14 protein-coding genes are annotated in these 16,808 nt (G+C 44.5%); 10 read left to right on the plus strand and 4 right to left on the minus strand.

Translation table 11 applies throughout. The annotated features are described in order from the left end of the window. Positions 1-105 precede the first annotated feature (105 nt). Positions 106-2,274, plus strand: coding sequence for a malate synthase G (locus AC2UZJ_RS06120; protein WP_486949236.1), 2,169 nt, complete (start codon positions 106-108; stop codon positions 2,272-2,274). Here the strand turns inward: AC2UZJ_RS06120 and AC2UZJ_RS06125 are convergent. From AC2UZJ_RS06125 to dinB, 4 genes are all read right to left on the minus strand, one after another. After that, on the minus strand, positions 2,271-2,966 hold the full coding sequence (locus AC2UZJ_RS06125; protein ID WP_486949237.1) for a SphA family protein: 696 nt from the start codon (positions 2,964-2,966) through the stop codon (positions 2,271-2,273). The two genes, AC2UZJ_RS06120 and AC2UZJ_RS06125, sit on opposite strands and share 4 nt — an antisense overlap. Continuing rightward, a complete protein-coding gene (locus tag AC2UZJ_RS06130; RefSeq protein ID WP_486949238.1) occupies positions 2,947-3,222 on the minus strand; it encodes a hypothetical protein in 276 nt (91 codons plus the stop codon). The genes AC2UZJ_RS06125 and AC2UZJ_RS06130 overlap by 20 nt, the downstream gene beginning before the upstream one ends. A 184-nt stretch (positions 3,223-3,406) precedes the next feature. Beyond that, entirely contained in the window at positions 3,407-4,597 is a 1,191-nt protein-coding gene (locus AC2UZJ_RS06135) for an acetylornithine transaminase (protein ID WP_486949239.1), read from the minus strand. A gap of 77 nt (positions 4,598-4,674) precedes the next feature. Continuing rightward, positions 4,675-5,844, minus strand: coding sequence for a DNA polymerase IV (dinB, locus tag AC2UZJ_RS06140; protein ID WP_486949280.1), 1,170 nt, complete (start codon positions 5,842-5,844; stop codon positions 4,675-4,677). A 121-nt stretch (positions 5,845-5,965) separates the two neighbouring features. Here dinB and AC2UZJ_RS06145 point away from each other — a divergent pair, with 121 nt between their 5' ends. The 9 genes from AC2UZJ_RS06145 (at position 5,966) to AC2UZJ_RS06185 (ending at position 16,805) form a co-directional block, all read left to right on the plus strand. Continuing rightward, positions 5,966-7,540 (plus strand): ABC transporter substrate-binding protein, encoded by a 1,575-nt coding sequence (locus AC2UZJ_RS06145; protein WP_486949240.1) that lies wholly within the window; start codon positions 5,966-5,968, stop codon positions 7,538-7,540. Positions 7,541-7,649: 109 nt separating this feature from the next. After that, positions 7,650-8,633: an ABC transporter permease gene (locus tag AC2UZJ_RS06150; protein WP_486949241.1), complete on the plus strand. Its 984-nt coding sequence runs from the start codon at positions 7,650-7,652 to the stop codon at positions 8,631-8,633. 2 nt (positions 8,634-8,635) lie between these two features. After that, positions 8,636-9,547: an ABC transporter permease gene (locus AC2UZJ_RS06155; protein ID WP_486949242.1), complete on the plus strand. Its 912-nt coding sequence runs from the start codon at positions 8,636-8,638 to the stop codon at positions 9,545-9,547. A gap of 10 nt (positions 9,548-9,557) precedes the next feature. Next, entirely contained in the window at positions 9,558-10,532 is a 975-nt protein-coding gene (locus AC2UZJ_RS06160; RefSeq protein WP_486949243.1) for an ABC transporter ATP-binding protein, read from the plus strand. Continuing rightward, the gene (locus AC2UZJ_RS06165; RefSeq protein ID WP_486949244.1) at positions 10,529-11,536 is read left to right on the plus strand and encodes an ABC transporter ATP-binding protein; all 1,008 of its coding nucleotides are present in this window, start codon (positions 10,529-10,531) and stop codon (positions 11,534-11,536) included. Before AC2UZJ_RS06160 ends, AC2UZJ_RS06165 begins: the two co-directional genes overlap by 4 nt. A 141-nt stretch (positions 11,537-11,677) precedes the next feature. Then, positions 11,678-13,312, plus strand: coding sequence for an ABC transporter substrate-binding protein (locus AC2UZJ_RS06170; RefSeq protein ID WP_486949245.1), 1,635 nt, complete (start codon positions 11,678-11,680; stop codon positions 13,310-13,312). Continuing rightward, positions 13,305-14,279, plus strand: a complete 975-nt coding sequence (locus tag AC2UZJ_RS06175; RefSeq protein ID WP_486949246.1) for an ABC transporter permease — start codon at positions 13,305-13,307, stop codon at positions 14,277-14,279. Before AC2UZJ_RS06170 ends, AC2UZJ_RS06175 begins: the two co-directional genes overlap by 8 nt. Before the next feature lie 13 nt (positions 14,280-14,292). Then, a complete protein-coding gene (locus AC2UZJ_RS06180; protein ID WP_486949247.1) occupies positions 14,293-15,120 on the plus strand; it encodes an ABC transporter permease in 828 nt (275 codons plus the stop codon). 2 nt (positions 15,121-15,122) lie between these two features. Then, a complete protein-coding gene (locus AC2UZJ_RS06185) occupies positions 15,123-16,805 on the plus strand; it encodes a dipeptide ABC transporter ATP-binding protein (RefSeq protein WP_486949248.1) in 1,683 nt (560 codons plus the stop codon). Positions 16,806-16,808 lie beyond the last annotated feature (3 nt).

Genomic DNA, 16,808 nt, shown 5'->3' on the forward strand with positions numbered 1-16,808 from the left:
AAGTATGGATAAAGTAAACCTAAATCGCTCTTCATTAGTGCTTCATTAGCCACCATAATGAAACCATATTAATCATTCCATAGTATGACATTTATAGGGTAAATCATGACATCTCGCACCCAATGCCACAATCTTCAAGTTGATAAGCAGCTTTATGATTTCATCCAAAATGAAGCGCTACCCGGCACCGGTTTAGACGCTAATAAATTCTGGGCCGGTTTCAGTCAATTAGTCCATGATTTAGCGCCTCGTAACCGCGAACTACTCGCTAAACGCGATGCGCTGCAGCTAGAGTTAGATAATTGGCATAAAGCCAACCCTGGCCCCATCAAAGACATGGCCGCCTATCAAGCCTTTCTTAAAAATATTGGTTATTTAGTAGAAGAGCCTGCAAGCGCAGACGCAAAAATCAATACCACAAATATTGATAGTGCCATTACAGAGCAAGCTGGCCCACAGCTAGTCGTGCCCATTACCAATGCTCGTTACGCGTTGAATGCCGCTAACGCACGTTGGGGTAGCCTTTATGACGCACTGTACGGCACAGACGCTATCGCCACCACTGATGGTGCTGAGATCACTGCTAGCTATAACCCCGTACGTGGCCAAAGAGTCATAGAGTTCGGCCGTAATTTCTTAGACGAAGCTATTCCATTAGCTCAAGGCTCGCATAAAGATGCTGTTAAATACGCCATAACAAATAAAGCACTGGCCGTTACCTTAAATAATGACTCCACCACCAACCTTAAAGATAACAGTACTCTAATCGGATATCGTGGCGACGCCGCCAATCCTGAAGCCTTAATATTTGCCCATAACGGTTTGCATTTTGAAGTACAAATAGATACCAATCATCCCATCGGCAAAGAAGATGCCGCTGGTGTGAAAGACATACTAATGGAGTCAGCACTCACCACTATTATGGATTGTGAGGACTCGGTGGCCACCGTAGATGCTGAAGACAAAACCTTAGCTTACAGAAACTGGCTAGGTTTGATCACCGGAACCCTAACGGCGGAATTAGAAAAAGGCGGTAAAACCACCACACGCAAACTCAATGCAGACCGTGAATACACAGACTTAGACGGCACCTCTCAAAAACTAGCGGGCCGCTCATTGATGTTTATTCGTAACGTGGGTCACCTCATGACAAACCCCGCCATCTTAGACAAAGATGGGAATGAAATCCCTGAAGGCATCATGGATGCGGTAGTAACAAATCTCGTGGCTATGCGTGATCTAGAGCTCAAACAAAACTCACAAAAAGGCTCTATTTATATAGTAAAGCCAAAAATGCACGGCCCGGAAGAAACTGCTTTTGCTGATGAGCTATTTGCACGCACTGAAGATTTATTAGAAATCCCGCGTAACAGTCTCAAAATGGGCATTATGGATGAAGAGCGCCGTACTTCCGTTAACCTAAAAGCTTGTGTGGCCGCAGCTAAAGAGCGCGTTGCCTTTATTAATACGGGCTTTTTAGACCGCACTGGCGATGAAATCCATACGTGTATGCATGCCGGCCCAGTTGTGCGTAAAAATGACATGAAAACGTTGCCTTGGCTACCGGCTTATGAGCACAATAACGTACAAGTGGGCTTAACATGTGGTTTACGTGGGCACGCGCAAATTGGTAAAGGTATGTGGGCTATGCCTGACCTCATGGCCGATATGCTAGAGCAAAAGATTGGGCATCTTAAGGCCGGTGGTAATACCGCATGGGTCCCCTCTCCTACCGCCGCTACCTTACACGCCTTACACTATCACCAGCTAAATGTACAAGAAATTCAAAAAAGTATGGAAGGCCAACATAAGGAAGTATTAGAAGATATTCTCACCATCCCGGTGGCAGAAAATCCAAACTGGACTGCCGAAGAAATCCAGCAAGAGCTAGATAATAATGCTCAAGGTATTTTAGGCTACGTAGTACGTTGGATTGATCAAGGTGTGGGCTGCTCTAAGGTGCCCGATATTCATAATGTGGGCCTCATGGAAGACCGTGCTACTCTACGTATTTCCAGCCAGCACATTGCTAACTGGATGCTGCATGGCATCGTCACGCCTGAGCAGGTAGATGAAACCTTACAGCGCATGGCGGTAGTTGTAGATAAACAAAACCAAGGAGACTCTGCTTATCTACCCATGGAAAATAACTATAAAGCCTCTAAAGCTTATATAGCAGCCCGTGAGCTGGTTTTTAAAGGTTTAGAACAGCCTAATGGCTATACTGAGCCGTTACTGCATCACTGGCGTTTAGCTCTTAAAAAGGGCGGTTAAATCGCCATGTTTAATTTCAGCATGAACTTATTACCACCAAAACGGTTTTTCACTAAAGTTTCATGCTGATATTGGACGGAAAAGTTAAGCCCATTTTTAGTGGTATAAGTGGCGGTGGGGCCAAAAGCAAGCACCCGGCCCTTACGCCCTTTAGACCACAGTCCTGGGTTTTCAGGTACCACTGTACCGTTAATTTTATCCGCTGTGGTTTGTTGGAAATAATAACCAGAAACCCCCATACCCCATTGCCCTACGTGTTTACCGACTAAGAAATCCACATGAAAATCATCGCCTGAGTGGTAATCCATTTTTTGAGCTCCGGGCACAGGATGACGATAACTTTTATTTTTTGTTTTGATGTTATACATAAATTTAGCGGAGACCTCAAAACGGTTATCACTCATATAGGTGGTCGCGTAAACTGACTCAAAGCTCCAATAATTTGCCCCTATACTACGTCTAGCATCATGCGAATCATAACGCCCGGTAGGCAGCAAAACATCTAGACCAATCACATGATGCCAATTATCACCATGCCAAGCTAAAATAAAGGGATTGACGGTGATATCACCCAAACCCGTAACACGCTTAGAAGGCCCACCTAAGCTCATTTTTTGATTTACAAGCGGTACAATAACGTGCCACGCGTAATCACCCCCTAGAATTTTTTTATCAGTTACATGTACATACATACCTAAACGCGTTAAACCACGCCTCTACTTTGGCGTCTTTGACTTTATCACCACTACCATTGCGTAGTTTGCCGCTATAGTGGCCTGCATAGTCCACAAAATAACTACCGGGTGGGGGTAGCATGCCTGCCATCCAACTATCAGCACCATTTGAATATTGATCCGCTCCCTCCTTAGCTACTGCCACACCACAGGCTGCTGCTACTAAAGCGCAGCCTAAAAGTGATTTTGCTATTTGATGTTTTGCTTTTTGCATGTTGTCGCCTTATAAACGTATATTTTGTTTAGTTATGAATCTTTTGCTTGTAAACTATATGAGCTATATAAATTTATATAATATGAACAACTCAAACAATAGGCGTAATTACCAATTAAAAAACCGACCTATGCACTGCAGTAGGTCGGTTTGATTAAAAAATTAAAAAAGCAAAGAGTAGAAACTAACTACGCACCTGAGAAATCAGCTCATCAAGTATTTTTAACGCCTGCGCTAAGTCGTTTTTACTGATATTTAGGGCGGGCATAAAACGGAGTAAATTCGGGCGTGGGGAGTTCAGCAACATTCCTTCTGGATTACGATCACGCGCGGCCTCTACTATAGCGGGCCCCTCATCGTTATCTAAAATCAAAGCACGCAATAACCCTTCACCCCGCTCACCTTTAAAGCCCCATTTGGCACTAAGCGCCAACAACCCTTCAGATAACTGATGGGCGCGCTCATTCACAGTATTCATAAAACCATCTGCAGTTAAGGTTTTTATCACTTCCACACCAGCGGCTGTGACTACCGGATTACCGTTATACGTACCGCCCTGGTCTCCGTGCTCAAAGCAAGCTACTGCCTCTTTGGCACATAAAGCAGACAAAGGTACACCTCCTCCTATGCCTTTACCTAGGGTCATAATATCGGGCTCTACGCCATAATGCTGATAAGCAAAGAGCTTACCGGTACGGCCCATGCCACTTTGCACCTCATCAACGATTAGCAACATGCCAAACTCATCACAGATATCGCGTAATGCCTGCATAAACTCAGGATCTACAGGTATCACGCCACCTTCACCTTGCACCGGCTCTAACATAATGGCAACGGTATCTTCATCCACGGCGTCACGTACGGATTCAATATCGTTAAACTTCGCTTTGAGAAAACCGTCGACTTGTGGCGCAAAAATCGTATCCCAACCCGCCTTACCTGAAGCAGACATAGTGGCCAAGGTGCGGCCATGAAAGCTATGCTCAAAAGTAACGATCTTATAAGCTCCTGCACGGTGTACCTGCCCCCATTTACGGGCTAGCTTGATAGCACCTTCATTAGCTTCACCACCGCTATTGGCAAAAAACACCTTATCAAAACAGGAATTTTGAGTAATGAGCTTAGCTAACTCCATCATGGGTGCATTATAAAATGCCGGCGAGGGATTCATAAGCTCAGAAGCCTGATTACACATGGCATCTACTACATTTTTAGGGCTATGGCCCAATGAGTTTACCGCCCAGCCTTGAATTAAGTCTAAATAGCGTTTGCCGTTATGGTCTTCCAGCCAAGAGCCTTGGCCACGTACAAAAACCAAATCTGGCCTAGAAGTAATATCCATTAGTGCGTCTGCACCCACCTGATCAAAATCCATAACCGCAAACCCCATAAAAAGAGAAAACTAAAACTAAAACGCAAAGCCTTAGATATATACATCCAATTTTAACGCATCTAGAAAAAATCTCCTAAAAGCAACTGCTCTGGCTGAGAACTTATCTGTGCACAAGCAGATTCAGTGATGAGTTTGGTGGCACGCACCCCCAGCAAACGCAATTTACGATGCTGGATTTGGGTGCGACGTAAGTTTTGACGGGCGGCAGCAAGAATATCCGCCATCTTCAATACTGGCTGATCTAAGGTCACATCACGCGTGATAATAGAAAAATCATCAAAACGCAATTTTATGCCTATGGTATATGCCCTACACGCATTTTTGCGCAAATCTTGCTCCAACTGCTCACACACCGTAATTAATAAACCACTTAATTCCGCTTTATGATGCGTGACATGCAAATCTCGATCGAAGGTGCGTTCACGACTGATGGATTTAGGTTCAGACTCCAACACTACTGGACTGTCATCCTCTCCTTGAGCAGCACGTAATAACCATTGCGCATAACTTAAACCAAAATGTTGTTGTAATATCGAAGCATCTGTAGTGGCTAGTTCGCCTAGGGTGTGAATACCTAAGTGCGCCAACTTTTCTTGTGATTTTGGCCCAATACCATTGACCTTAGCAACGCTTAATGGCCAGATTATCTCTGGTACGTCTGTAAGTGCTAATACACAAACCCCATTAGGTTTATTAATATCTGAAGCGATTTTAGATAGTAATTTGTTTGGGCTAATGCCAACCGAGCAAGTTAATCCGGTAGCATCATATACCGCAGACTGTATCTGCTGCCCTAATTGCTCACTGCTTTGCCTTGAGTTTAGATGGCTAAGATCCACATAAATCTCATCAATACCGCGGTTTTCAATGCGATCTGAAACAGTGGCCACTGCTGCTTTGAAAAGCTTAGAAAAATCCCGATAACGAGTAAAATCAGCGGGTAGCAAATAAGCTTCGGGAGCTTTTTGTGCGGCTTTCATTAAACCCATTGCAGAAAACACCCCCAAAGCACGCGCTTCATAACTCGCAGTGGTCACCACTCCTCTGCCCACATAAGCCCCTAAACGCGCATAACGTCTACTACCATCAGCCATTTGCTGCGGGGCAGCAATATTACGACCACCCACCACCAACATTTCCCCGCGTAAATCAGGATAGCGCAAGAGCTCAACGGAGGCATAAAATGCATCCATATCTACGTGAGCAATACGGCGTGTGCTTGTCATGATTTACCCTTTTTTAACTTCGCTTTAGATTTTTATGGTCTATGCTTAACATTGACGCCTTATAGTAGCTAAGGCACTATACAAAAAAATACACGTTGTAACATCCCCAATTAGGAGAAGTTTTATGCATAAGAAGCTTTTAGTGGCAGCCTTAACCGCCGCCCTTTTTATACCCGTAGCAAGCCAAGCAAAAACCTTACGCTGGGCCAGCCAAGGAGACATTTTAACTCTTGATCCGCACGCGCAAAATGAAGGTATGACCATTGCCGCCAGCAGCTATGTGTATGAGCCACTAGTAGAGTACGACAAAGATTTTAATATAGTGCCTGTTTTGGCTACCGAATGGGAGAATGTAGAGCCTACGGTCTGGCGCTTTCAATTACGCGATGGAGTGAAATTCCATGACGGTGCAGATTTCACCGCAGATGACGTGGTCTTCTCTTTAAATCGTGCCATGGCACCCACCTCAAACTTTAAAGCCTATGTTAACGGTATTAAAGAGGTACGTAAGGTAGGTGACCTCACGATAGAAATTGAAACCGATGCTCCTAATCCTGTTTTATTACGTCAACTCACAAACTTATTCATTATGAACCAAGATTGGGCAGAGGCAAATAATGCCTCCACCCCTCAAGATTTTGCTAGTAATGAAGAAACTTACTCCGCGCGCAATGCAAATGGTACCGGTGCCTATAAGCTAGACACCCGAGAAGTGGATATTCGTACTGTGTATGTAGAAAACCCAGAGTGGTGGGACAAAGACAATAAAAAAGGCAATGTGACTAAAATTGTTTATACCCCCATTGCTCAAAATGCCACTCGTACCGCCGCCTTATTATCAGGTGAAATTGACTTCGTCCTAGACCCTCCTGCTCAAGATCTAAACCGTATCAAGCAGCAAGCCAAAATAGTAGAAGGAAATGAATATCGAACTATTTATATTGGTCTAGACCAAAAAAGTGATGCGCTTAAATATAGCAGCATTAAAGACACTAACCCCTTTGCTGATCAACGAGTACGCCAAGCTTTGTCTTTGGCCATTGATGTAGAAGCTATTAAAAAAGCCGTTATGCGTGGCTCCTCCTCTCCCACCGGCACCATGATTGCACCTCAGGTAAATGGCTGGACCGAAGAGTTAGCTAAGCGCCCCGCACCCGATCTAGAAAAGGCCAAAAATTTATTACTCGAAGCCGGTTATGGCCCCAATGAGCTTAATTTCACCTTAGATTGCCCTAATAACCGCTACATTAATGATGAAGCCATTTGTCAGGCAGTGGTTAATATGTGGGCCAGAGCCGGCGTTAAAGCCAATTTAAATGCCATGCCTCGTGCCACGTATTTTCCTAAAGTACAATCCCACGACACCAGTGCGTACTTATTTGGCTGGGGGGTACCTACCTTTGATGCACTCTACACGCTACAAAGCCTAATGCACAGCAAAGGCGAAGGCGCAGATGGCTCTTTTAACTTTGGTGGCTATGAAAACGAAGAAGTCGATGCTCTCATTGATCAAATCAAAGTAGAGACCGATGAAGCCAAACGTACTGCCGCTATACATAAAGTATTAGAAATTCATGCTGAGGAAGTGGGCCATATTCCGCTACACGATCAAGTCATTCCTTGGGCCATGGGTAAAAATGTAGACGTAATACACCGGGCTGATAATCGTTTAACTCCGCACTGGGTAACCATAGAATAAACCCGTTACAATTACGGTTACAGGTATAATTACCGTTATAGTTATTTTTATTACTACATAGGATTGTAGGGGTGAGCCCAACCGTGGCTCACCTTACAAATTGCCCCATATGTTGGCATTCATTCTTCGACGCCTGTTTCAAGCTGTGTTGGTAATGCTTACCGTGAGCTTGCTGGCGTTTATTTTATTTAGATACATTGGTGACCCTGTCACTATTATGTTGGGTCAAGACGCCACTGATGCTGATCGCGCTGCTTTACGTACTAGCCTAGGGCTAGATCGATCAGCCTTAGTGCAGTTTTGGCATTTTATTCAAAACGCCGTACAAGGTGAGTTTGGCCTGTCTTTACGTCAAGGGCAAAGTGTGTCTGAGTTACTCAAAGACCGGCTTCCGGCTACGGTAGAACTCTCTGTTTCCGCAGCTATTTTGGCCTTAATTGTGGGCTTGCCTTTAGGGGTTTACACCGCTTTAAAGCGTAATGGTTTTATATCACAAAGCATTTTAGCCTTTTCATTGCTGGGAATTTCTTTACCCACCTTTCTCATCGGTATTTTGTTAATACTGGTCTTTTCTGTACAGCTAGGGTGGCTGCCCAGTTACGGCAGAGGTGAGGTGACTTATATTGGCTGGTGGAGTACCGCTTTATTAAGCGTAGATGGTTGGAAACATTTAATTTTACCGGCTATTACTTTATCTTTATTTCAGCTCACTTTAATTTTACGCTTAGTGCGCTCTGAAATGCTGGAGGTGCTGCGTAGCGATTATATTAAATTTGCACGTGCACGTGGCCTGAGTCAGCGCGCTATTCACTTTGGTCACGCGTTAAAAAATACGATGGTGCCCGTTATTACCATTACTGGTTTGCAGTTAGGTGGCATTATCGCTTTTGCTATTGTGACGGAAACTGTTTTCCAATGGCCGGGCATGGGGCTGTTATTTATACAAGCCGTACAGTTTGCTGATGTGCCGGTGATGGCAGCTTATTTGTGTTTAATCGCGTTGGTTTTTGTGAGCATTAATCTAATTGTTGATTTGTTATATTTTGTGGTGGACCCCCGTCTACGAGTGGGTATAAACCGAGGGGGTAACTAGGTATGGGCGCTCTACACCGCTTTTGGGATAGCGATATTTCCTGGTCATGGCGTCATTCACCCGTGGCAATTTTTGCCACCATTATGACTCTTCTGCTTTTTGTGGGAGCTTTTGGAGCCCCATGGTTAGCACCTCACAATCCTTTTGATTTGGCTTCTATTAATCTTATGGATGCGCTGCTACCACCCGCTTGGGAAGCAGACGGTCAAGCCACCTATTTACTAGGCACTGATAGTCAAGGGCGTGATCTGTTTTCTTCTTTGTTGTATGGCATGCGTATTTCCTTGCTCATCGGCTTTGCTTCCGTAGCCTTAGCCATGGTGGTGGGGATTTTTCTGGGTTTGGTAGCGGGTTATGCGGGCGGACGCATTGATGCTTTCATTATGCGTGTCGCCGATGTGCAACTGTCATTTCCCGCTATTTTAATTGCGTTACTCATTGATGGCGTAGCCCGTGCTGCGGTACCACAAAATCTCTTAGATGTGATTGCTTTCCCCGTACTAATAGGTGCTATTGCTTTGGCAGGCTGGCCCCAATACGCTCGTACCGTACGCGGCTCGGCCATGGTAGAAAAAAACCGCGAATACGTACAGGCCGCAAAGGTGATTGGTGTTTCGGGTCCACGCATTATGTTCAGTCATGTTTTACCCAACGTCATGGGACCTGTGCTGGTGCTAGCCACCGTGCATTTAGCTACCGCTATTATTACCGAAGCCACCTTATCTTTTTTAGGGGTAGGTGTACCGCCCACCTCCCCTTCTTTAGGGACGTTAATTCGGGTAGGTAATGACTTTTTATTTTCTGGCGAATGGTGGATTACTATTTTCCCCGGCGTAGTCTTAGTGCTATTAGTGCTTTCTGTTAACTTGCTTGGCGATTGGCTTCGCGATGCACTTAACCCTCGGTTAAATTAATATTCATACTATGAGCCCATTACTCGAAGTCAAAAACCTTAAAGTTGAATTTGCTACTCGTAGAGGTACGTTAACAGCGCTAAACGATGTATCTTTCCACATTAATAGCGGGGAAGTGTTGGGCGTAGTAGGCGAGTCAGGGGCCGGAAAATCATTAACGGGCAGCGCCATTATTGGGCTGCTTGACCCCCCTGGTCGTGTGGTTGACGGTGAGATAATTTTCAATGGCAGACGCATAGATAATTTATCGGAAGCTCGCAAACGCAACATACGTGGCCGTGAAATAGGGGCTATTTTCCAAGACCCCTTAACCTCTTTAAATCCGCTTTATACGGTAGGACAGCAACTAATAGAAACCATCCAAACGCATTTAGACAAAAATGCCAAACAAGCTCGTGAACGTGCGATTGAGCTTTTGGAATCCACGGGAATCCCTGCAGCTCGTGAGCGCATCGATCATTATCCGCATCAGTTTTCTGGCGGCATGCGTCAACGGGTGGTGATTGCTTTGGCTTTAGCAGCGGAACCTAAACTTATCGTAGCTGATGAACCCACCACAGCCTTAGATGTTTCCATCCAAGCTCAGATTATTGATCTGCTCAAAAATTTGTGTAAGGCCCATGGTACCTCCGTCATGCTTATTACACACGACATGGGTGTAATTGCTGAAACAGCAGATCGTGTAGCTGTTATGTATGCCGGCCGCATCATTGAAATAGGCCCAGTCCAAGACGTAATCCAACGCCCCCTACACCCTTATACAACGGGTCTCATGCGCTCTATTCCCGGTTTAGAGCCAGACATTAAGCGTTTAGAACAAATCCCCGGCAGTATGCCGCGCTTAAATGCCATCCCTCCAGGCTGCGCCTTTAACCCTCGCTGTAAGTATGTTATGGATAAATGCAAAATTGAACGCCCTGAGCTCATTACCGTAGCAAAAAATAGGCAAGCCGCCTGCTGGTTACATGAAGGAGAGCAGCCATGAGCAGTGCCGAAACGCCTTTAGTGGAAGTCAACAATGCAGCACGCTATTTTGATGTGTCGCCCTCTTGGTTAGAGCGCACTATTTATCGCAAACCCCGAGTACTACTACATGCCGTAGATGGAGTGAGCTTCACCCTTAATAAAGGAGAAACCTTAGCCTTAGTGGGTGAGTCCGGTTGTGGAAAATCCACAGTAGCGCGTTTACTAACGGGACTATACGATTTGAGTAAAGGCTCTATTAAGTTTGATGGCATGAATATGGCTACGATGAATCACAGCCAAAAACAAGCCTTGCGCCGTCGCTTACAAATGATTTTTCAAGATCCTTATGCCAGTCTTAATCCGCGCTGGCGTGTAGGACGTATTATTGCTGAGCCTTTAAACACTCACACCACGCTTACTAAGGCTGAACAAATAGCTCGTGTAAATGAACTTTTAGAGCAAGTAGGCCTAAACCCCTCTGATCAAAAACGTTACCCTCATCAGTTTTCTGGCGGTCAACGTCAACGTATTTCTATTGCTCGTGCCCTCGCCTTAAATCCCGAATTTATTGTCTGTGATGAGCCCACCTCTGCCTTAGATGTATCAGTACAAGCTCAGGTGCTTAATCTAATGAAAGATTTACAGGCACGTTTAGGCTTAAGTTATTTGTTTATTTCTCATAATTTAGCGGTGGTGCACCATGTGGCGGATCGGGTAGGCGTTATGTATTTAGGCCGCATAGTAGAAATTGCTAGTCGTAATAAACTTTTTGCTACTCCTCAACACCCCTACACCCAAATGTTATTAGGTGCTATTCCCGATATGAGCGGTAGCGGCAAGGCGCGTATTCCTGTAGCCGGTGAAGTGCCTAACCCATTAAATCCACCCTCGGGTTGTACATTTCACCCACGCTGTCCTCTAGCCAATGAGCGCTGTAAACAACAAGTCCCTGAGCTATTACTGCATGATGGTGTACAAGTGGCCTGCCATGCGGTGGAGGAAGGACGCAGCACTGTTTCTTAACCGGTTATTTACTTATAGGAAAAAAACCTAAAAAGAAAAAATCATATAGATAGCATTAATATATCGTGGCAGCTTTGAGCTAAAAACGTCATGGTTAAGACCTACACACTTATTTTTTAATTCGTTGTTATAGGTCTATACATGAAATTTTCTAGACGGTCTTTCTTAAACCAGCTCTCCGTCGCCACCTTATTAGTGGGAGTGCCTAGCTGGGCGCGCACTCAAACCACTGCTATTGCCGCACAAGCACTCACTAGCAATGAGGCTTCAAATACCATTACGGTAGCATTAGACCCTGAGCCTCCTGTGTTAGTTTCTTTTGCTAATACCAGCGGTACTTCTGTAATCACCAGCAGCAAAGTAGTGGAAGGCTTATTGGAGTATGATCATCAACTTGCTCCCTTGCCTCAACTAGCCACTTCATGGGAAATTTCAGATGATGGCTTAGACTATACGTTTCATTTGCGCGAAGGTGTGAAGTGGCACGATGGAGCAGATTTCACTGCTCAGGATGTTGTCTTTTCCTTGCAAACCGTTAAAAAATATCACCCAAGGGGTGCGGCTACTTTTGCTAATTTAGAACAAATTGATGCACTGGATAAGTACACCGTTAAACTGCATTTTAGTAAACCCGCCCCCTACATAATCTTAGCGCTCTCTGCGGGCGAAACCCCCATACTACCTGCTCATTTATATACGCTAGACGAAGCAATTCGAAACCCCTTAAATAGTGCACCCATAGGAACTGGCCCCTTCGTTTTTAAAGAATGGGTACGCGGTAGCCATATTATTTACGAGCGCAATCCCCATTATTGGCAAGCTGACCTACCAGATTCCAAAGCGCAACGTATTATCTTTCGTATTATCCCTGACAGTACAGCACGTTTAAATGGTTTTAAAAACCAATCCATTGACTTAGGTGCCCACAGCCCCATTCCTCTTAGTGAACTGCCTAGTCTTAGTGAGTTTGAACACCTAGATACCACCACCATGGGCTATGAAGATAATGCCACCATTACGGCATTAGAATTTAATCTTGATCGTGAAGAGCTTGCTAACCCATTAGTGCGTCAGGCTATTGCCCATGCTTTAAATCGAGAACAAATTAAAAACATCGCTTTTTATGGTTATGCAACTCCTACAGTGGCGCCTATCTCAAAACAAAGTTTTCCTAACTATCACCTCGATATCGCAGACCCTTATCCCTTTGACGTTAAACGGGCTAACGAGCTTTTAGACGAGGCGGGTTACCCCCGACCAGGTAACGGTCATCGCTTTAGTGTGAATCTACATGCCAACCCGTTTAATACAGGATTTAAACGTACTGCCACTTATGTGAGATCGGCATTAGCTCGTATTGGTATTGACGTTAAGTTGCACGATCAAGACCCAGGTAGCTACATACGCAGCGTCTACACCAATCGAGAGTTTGACTTAACGGTAAGCGGCGTTAGCACTATGTTTGACCCTACCGTAGGCTTACAGCGTATTTACTGGTCTAAAAGTTTTAACCCTAATGTACCTTTTTCTAATGCAAACCATTATCAGAATGAAAAAGTAGACGCTCTGCTAGAGGCAGCAGCTATTGAAATGGATGACAGTAAACGCGCTACGTTATTTAAGGATTTTCAAGAAATCGTAGTTCATGAAATTCCCACTATTGCCTTAGTGCAAGTAAATGATGTCAGCGTTTTTAATAAACGTATACGTGGTTTTAATAACGTAGCAGCTGGACTACGTGGCAATCTGGCTCAGCTCGAAATGATCAATGATTAAATTTATTAACACTATACAAAAAAGCCTACTACGCGCCGTACCCACCATTTTGGGGATTTTAGTTATTAACTTCCTCTTACTACAACAAGTGCCCGGTGATGTAGTCGATATTATGGCTGGAGAAGCGGGCGGTGCTACCGCTGAAAGCATGACGGCTATGCGTCAAGCTTATGGTTTAGATGGTTCATTTACACAGCGCCTAGGTAATTATGTTTATCAGTTAGCACATTTTGATTTAGGGGTTTCACCTCGCTTTAATCAACCTGTGACGCAGCTAATTTTAGAGCGTCTGGGTAATAGTCTATTTTTAGTAATAAGTGGTTTATTACTCGCCATTGTGGTGGGTATCACTTTAGGCACCATAATGGCTAGCTTTGCAGGCCGCTTGCCTGATCATCTGCTCTCCTTATTCAATCTACTGCTTTATTCTACGCCAGGCTTCTGGGTAGGCTTATTATTGATTTTGTTTTTTTCTGTACATCTAGGCTGGTTACCTGCAAATGGACACGCCACCATAGGCAGCCAATTAACAGGAGTGGACTGGTGGTGGGATAGAGCGAAACATGCGGTGTTACCTGTGATCACTTTGGCAACTTTTTTTATAGCTGTCTACGCACGTCTTACGCGCACCGCCATGTTGGAAGTAAAAAATTTAGACTTCATTCGCACCGCACGCGCCAAAGGCTTGCATCCGGTACGCATTACTTTACGTCATACGTTACGAAATGCTCTTATTCCCGTGAGCACTATGATAGGTCTACACTTTGCTGCCTTATTTGGCGGAGCGGCAGTAACTGAAACCGTTTTTGGCTGGCCGGGCTTAGGGCGCTTAACCTTAGATGCCGTGATGACACGAGATTTTAATCTGTTACTAGGCATATTACTGTTTTCCTCCTTAATCGTGGTGCTGATTAACTTGCTCATGGATGTGTTGCAGCAATATCTCGATCCTAGAATTCGTACATAGGTATTAAATAAACATGATTCATTTTTTTCGCGCCCCATTAGCAGTAGTTGGTTTTTTGTTATTACTTATAGCAATAGGCATCGCTATATTTGCCCCTCTTATTGCACCTAATGATCCTTTAGACATGGTAGGCATGCCTTTGCTTTGGCCTGGCGATGATGCCGCTCATCCTTTAGGTACAGACTCCTTAGGCCGTGATGTACTAACAGGTCTCATACACGGCGCGAATGCTTCATTGCGGATTGGTTTTAGTGCCGCAGGTATTAGCTTGTTTTTAGGATTGATGCTTGGCTCACTCAGTGGCTACTTTGGTGGAGCACTAGATCGTGGCCTAATGCGCTTAACTGAGCTTTTTCAAACCATACCTGCTTTTTTATTGGTGGTGGTGCTGGTTGCTATTTATAGCCCCTCCTTATTCGTCATTCAGCTAGCTATAGGTTTAGCAGCATGGCCTGAAATAGCTCGCTTAACCCGTGCCGAGTTTAGGCGTCTGCGTGATTACGAATTTGTACAAGCCGCTCGCACAGCAGGCTATTCCCACCTACATATTATTATTAAAGAAATTTTACCCAATGCGATTCCTACTATTATCGTGAGCACTTCTATTTTAATTGCGAGTGCTATTTTAATGGAATCAGGTCTAGCTTTTTTAGGCATGAGCGATCCAAATATAGCGAGTTGGGGTGGCATGATTGGTGTGGGCAGAGAACAACTTAGCTCTGCTTGGTTTCTTACGGCTTTACCTGGGGCTGCTATAGCGCTTGTGGTTTTAGCGCTGAACTTAATCGGTGATGGCTTAAACGACGCCCTTAACCCTCATCTTCGTTTAGGAGTTCAGTAGTCATGTCATTATTATCTTTACCCACTCCCTTATTGCGTATTCAAAATTTAGCCATCTCTTACAACCAAAACTCTATTGTGCATGGTGTAAGCCTTGAACTAAATCAAGGAGAAACCTTAGCGCTGGTGGGCGAGTCCGGCTGCGGGAAATCAACTACAGCTTTAGCAATAGCTGGGCTACTACCTGCTTATGCTACAACGTCTGGCAGTATTCAATTATACGAAACTGATTTACTGCAATTGAATTCTCGTCAATTACGCCGTATTCAAGGCAAGGATATCGGTGTAATTTTTCAAGAACCACTCAGTAGCTTAAATCCAGTACTAACCATAGGTACGCAAATTATGGAAGTGCTACTCAATCATAAAAAAATAAGCAAAAAAGATGCGTTATTACAGGTGCACCGGCTTCTAGATCAAGTTCAACTACCCAATGCTCCCGCGCTTATCAAAAAACATCCTCATGAATTATCCGGCGGACAACGGCAACGGGTAATGATTGCTATGGCCATCGCCTGCACACCGCGCTTACTCATTGCTGATGAACCCACTACGGCTTTAGACGTCACCACCCAAGCCCGGATCTTAGGTTTATTAGACGAATTAAAAAAAGAATTAGCGATGGGTCTGTTACTCATCACTCACGATCTAGGTGTAGTCAGTGAGCGCGCAGATAAGGTAGCTGTTATGTATGAGGGTGAAATTGTAGAGAAAAATACTACACAGACGTTATTTTCTGCCCCCGCCCACCCCTATAGTGCCACTTTACTAAATGCCACCTTGCCTAAAGATAAACCTTGGCATTACCGCACCCATCGTTTACCGGGAATGGGAGATAAGGTCGCGACAGGAACTACAGTAAAACCATTGACAAACCTCAAAAAAACACAATCAACGCTAGTTTTGCAAGCCAAAAGTTTACACAAATCTTTCACACGTAAAAATGAAAATTCACCTTTACAGGCCGTTAATAATGTCAGCTTTGACTTATATAAAGGTGAAACCTTGGGTTTGGTCGGGCAGTCTGGCTGCGGTAAATCTACTTTAAGTCGTTTGCTATTACGTCTACTCAGTCCCGACTCCGGGCAAGTATTACTAGAGGGACAAGACTTACATCAAACCAAAGGCGATGCATTAAAAAAAATGCGCTCTAAAATTCAAATGATATTTCAGGACCCTTACGGCTCCCTTAATCCCCGTCATCGTGTGGGCGATACGTTAAATCAGCTATTACGTACCCATACGTCTATGAATGCTCAACGTAGACAACAAGAAATCTTACGCGCTTTGGATGCAGTCGGTCTGAGTGCTAATGCCTTAAAACGTTACGCTCATGAGTTTTCAGGTGGACAACGTCAGCGCATTGCTATAGCACGTGCGTTATTACTAAAACCTGCTGTTATTGTGTGCGATGAAGCGGTATCGGCACTGGATGTGTCTATACAAGCTCAAGTGCTTAATCTATTGGTAGATTTACGTAATGAGTTTTCTTTATCGTATTTATTTATCTCCCATGACCTGTCTGTGGTGCGTTATATCTCTGATCGCATTATGGTGATGAATGAAGGGCAAATCTTAGAAAGTGAGCATCACGAAGTGCTCTGGAATAAACCTCAGCATGCTTATACCCAACGCCTTATACACGCCATTCCCAACTGGTCCTCAGCTCTTGCCCTACCCGCTTAACTA

Source organism: Paenalcaligenes sp. DL 309 (assembly GCF_057475285.1).

What these genes read in the sequence shown, in the direction of transcription:
- AC2UZJ_RS06175 (WP_486949246.1), top strand. Translation starts at nt 13,305, where the DNA reads ATGATTAAATTTATTAACACTATACAAAAAAGCCTACTACGCGCCGTA.
- AC2UZJ_RS06160 (WP_486949243.1), top strand. Translation starts at nt 9,558, where the DNA reads ATGAGCCCATTACTCGAAGTCAAAAACCTTAAAGTTGAATTTGCTACT.
- AC2UZJ_RS06180 (WP_486949247.1), top strand. Translation starts at nt 14,293, where the DNA reads ATGATTCATTTTTTTCGCGCCCCATTAGCAGTAGTTGGTTTTTTGTTA.
- AC2UZJ_RS06125 (WP_486949237.1), bottom strand. Translation starts at nt 2,966, where the DNA reads ATGTATGTACATGTAACTGATAAAAAAATTCTAGGGGGTGATTACGCG.
- AC2UZJ_RS06170 (WP_486949245.1), top strand. Translation starts at nt 11,678, where the DNA reads ATGAAATTTTCTAGACGGTCTTTCTTAAACCAGCTCTCCGTCGCCACC.
- AC2UZJ_RS06165 (WP_486949244.1), top strand. Translation starts at nt 10,529, where the DNA reads ATGAGCAGTGCCGAAACGCCTTTAGTGGAAGTCAACAATGCAGCACGC.
- AC2UZJ_RS06135 (WP_486949239.1), bottom strand. Translation starts at nt 4,597, where the DNA reads ATGGATTTTGATCAGGTGGGTGCAGACGCACTAATGGATATTACTTCT.
- AC2UZJ_RS06120 (WP_486949236.1), top strand. Translation starts at nt 106, where the DNA reads ATGACATCTCGCACCCAATGCCACAATCTTCAAGTTGATAAGCAGCTT.
- AC2UZJ_RS06150 (WP_486949241.1), top strand. Translation starts at nt 7,650, where the DNA reads ATGTTGGCATTCATTCTTCGACGCCTGTTTCAAGCTGTGTTGGTAATG.
- AC2UZJ_RS06185 (WP_486949248.1), top strand. Translation starts at nt 15,123, where the DNA reads ATGTCATTATTATCTTTACCCACTCCCTTATTGCGTATTCAAAATTTA.
- AC2UZJ_RS06130 (WP_486949238.1), bottom strand. Translation starts at nt 3,222, where the DNA reads ATGCAAAAAGCAAAACATCAAATAGCAAAATCACTTTTAGGCTGCGCT.
- AC2UZJ_RS06145 (WP_486949240.1), top strand. Translation starts at nt 5,966, where the DNA reads ATGCATAAGAAGCTTTTAGTGGCAGCCTTAACCGCCGCCCTTTTTATA.
- AC2UZJ_RS06155 (WP_486949242.1), top strand. Translation starts at nt 8,636, where the DNA reads ATGGGCGCTCTACACCGCTTTTGGGATAGCGATATTTCCTGGTCATGG.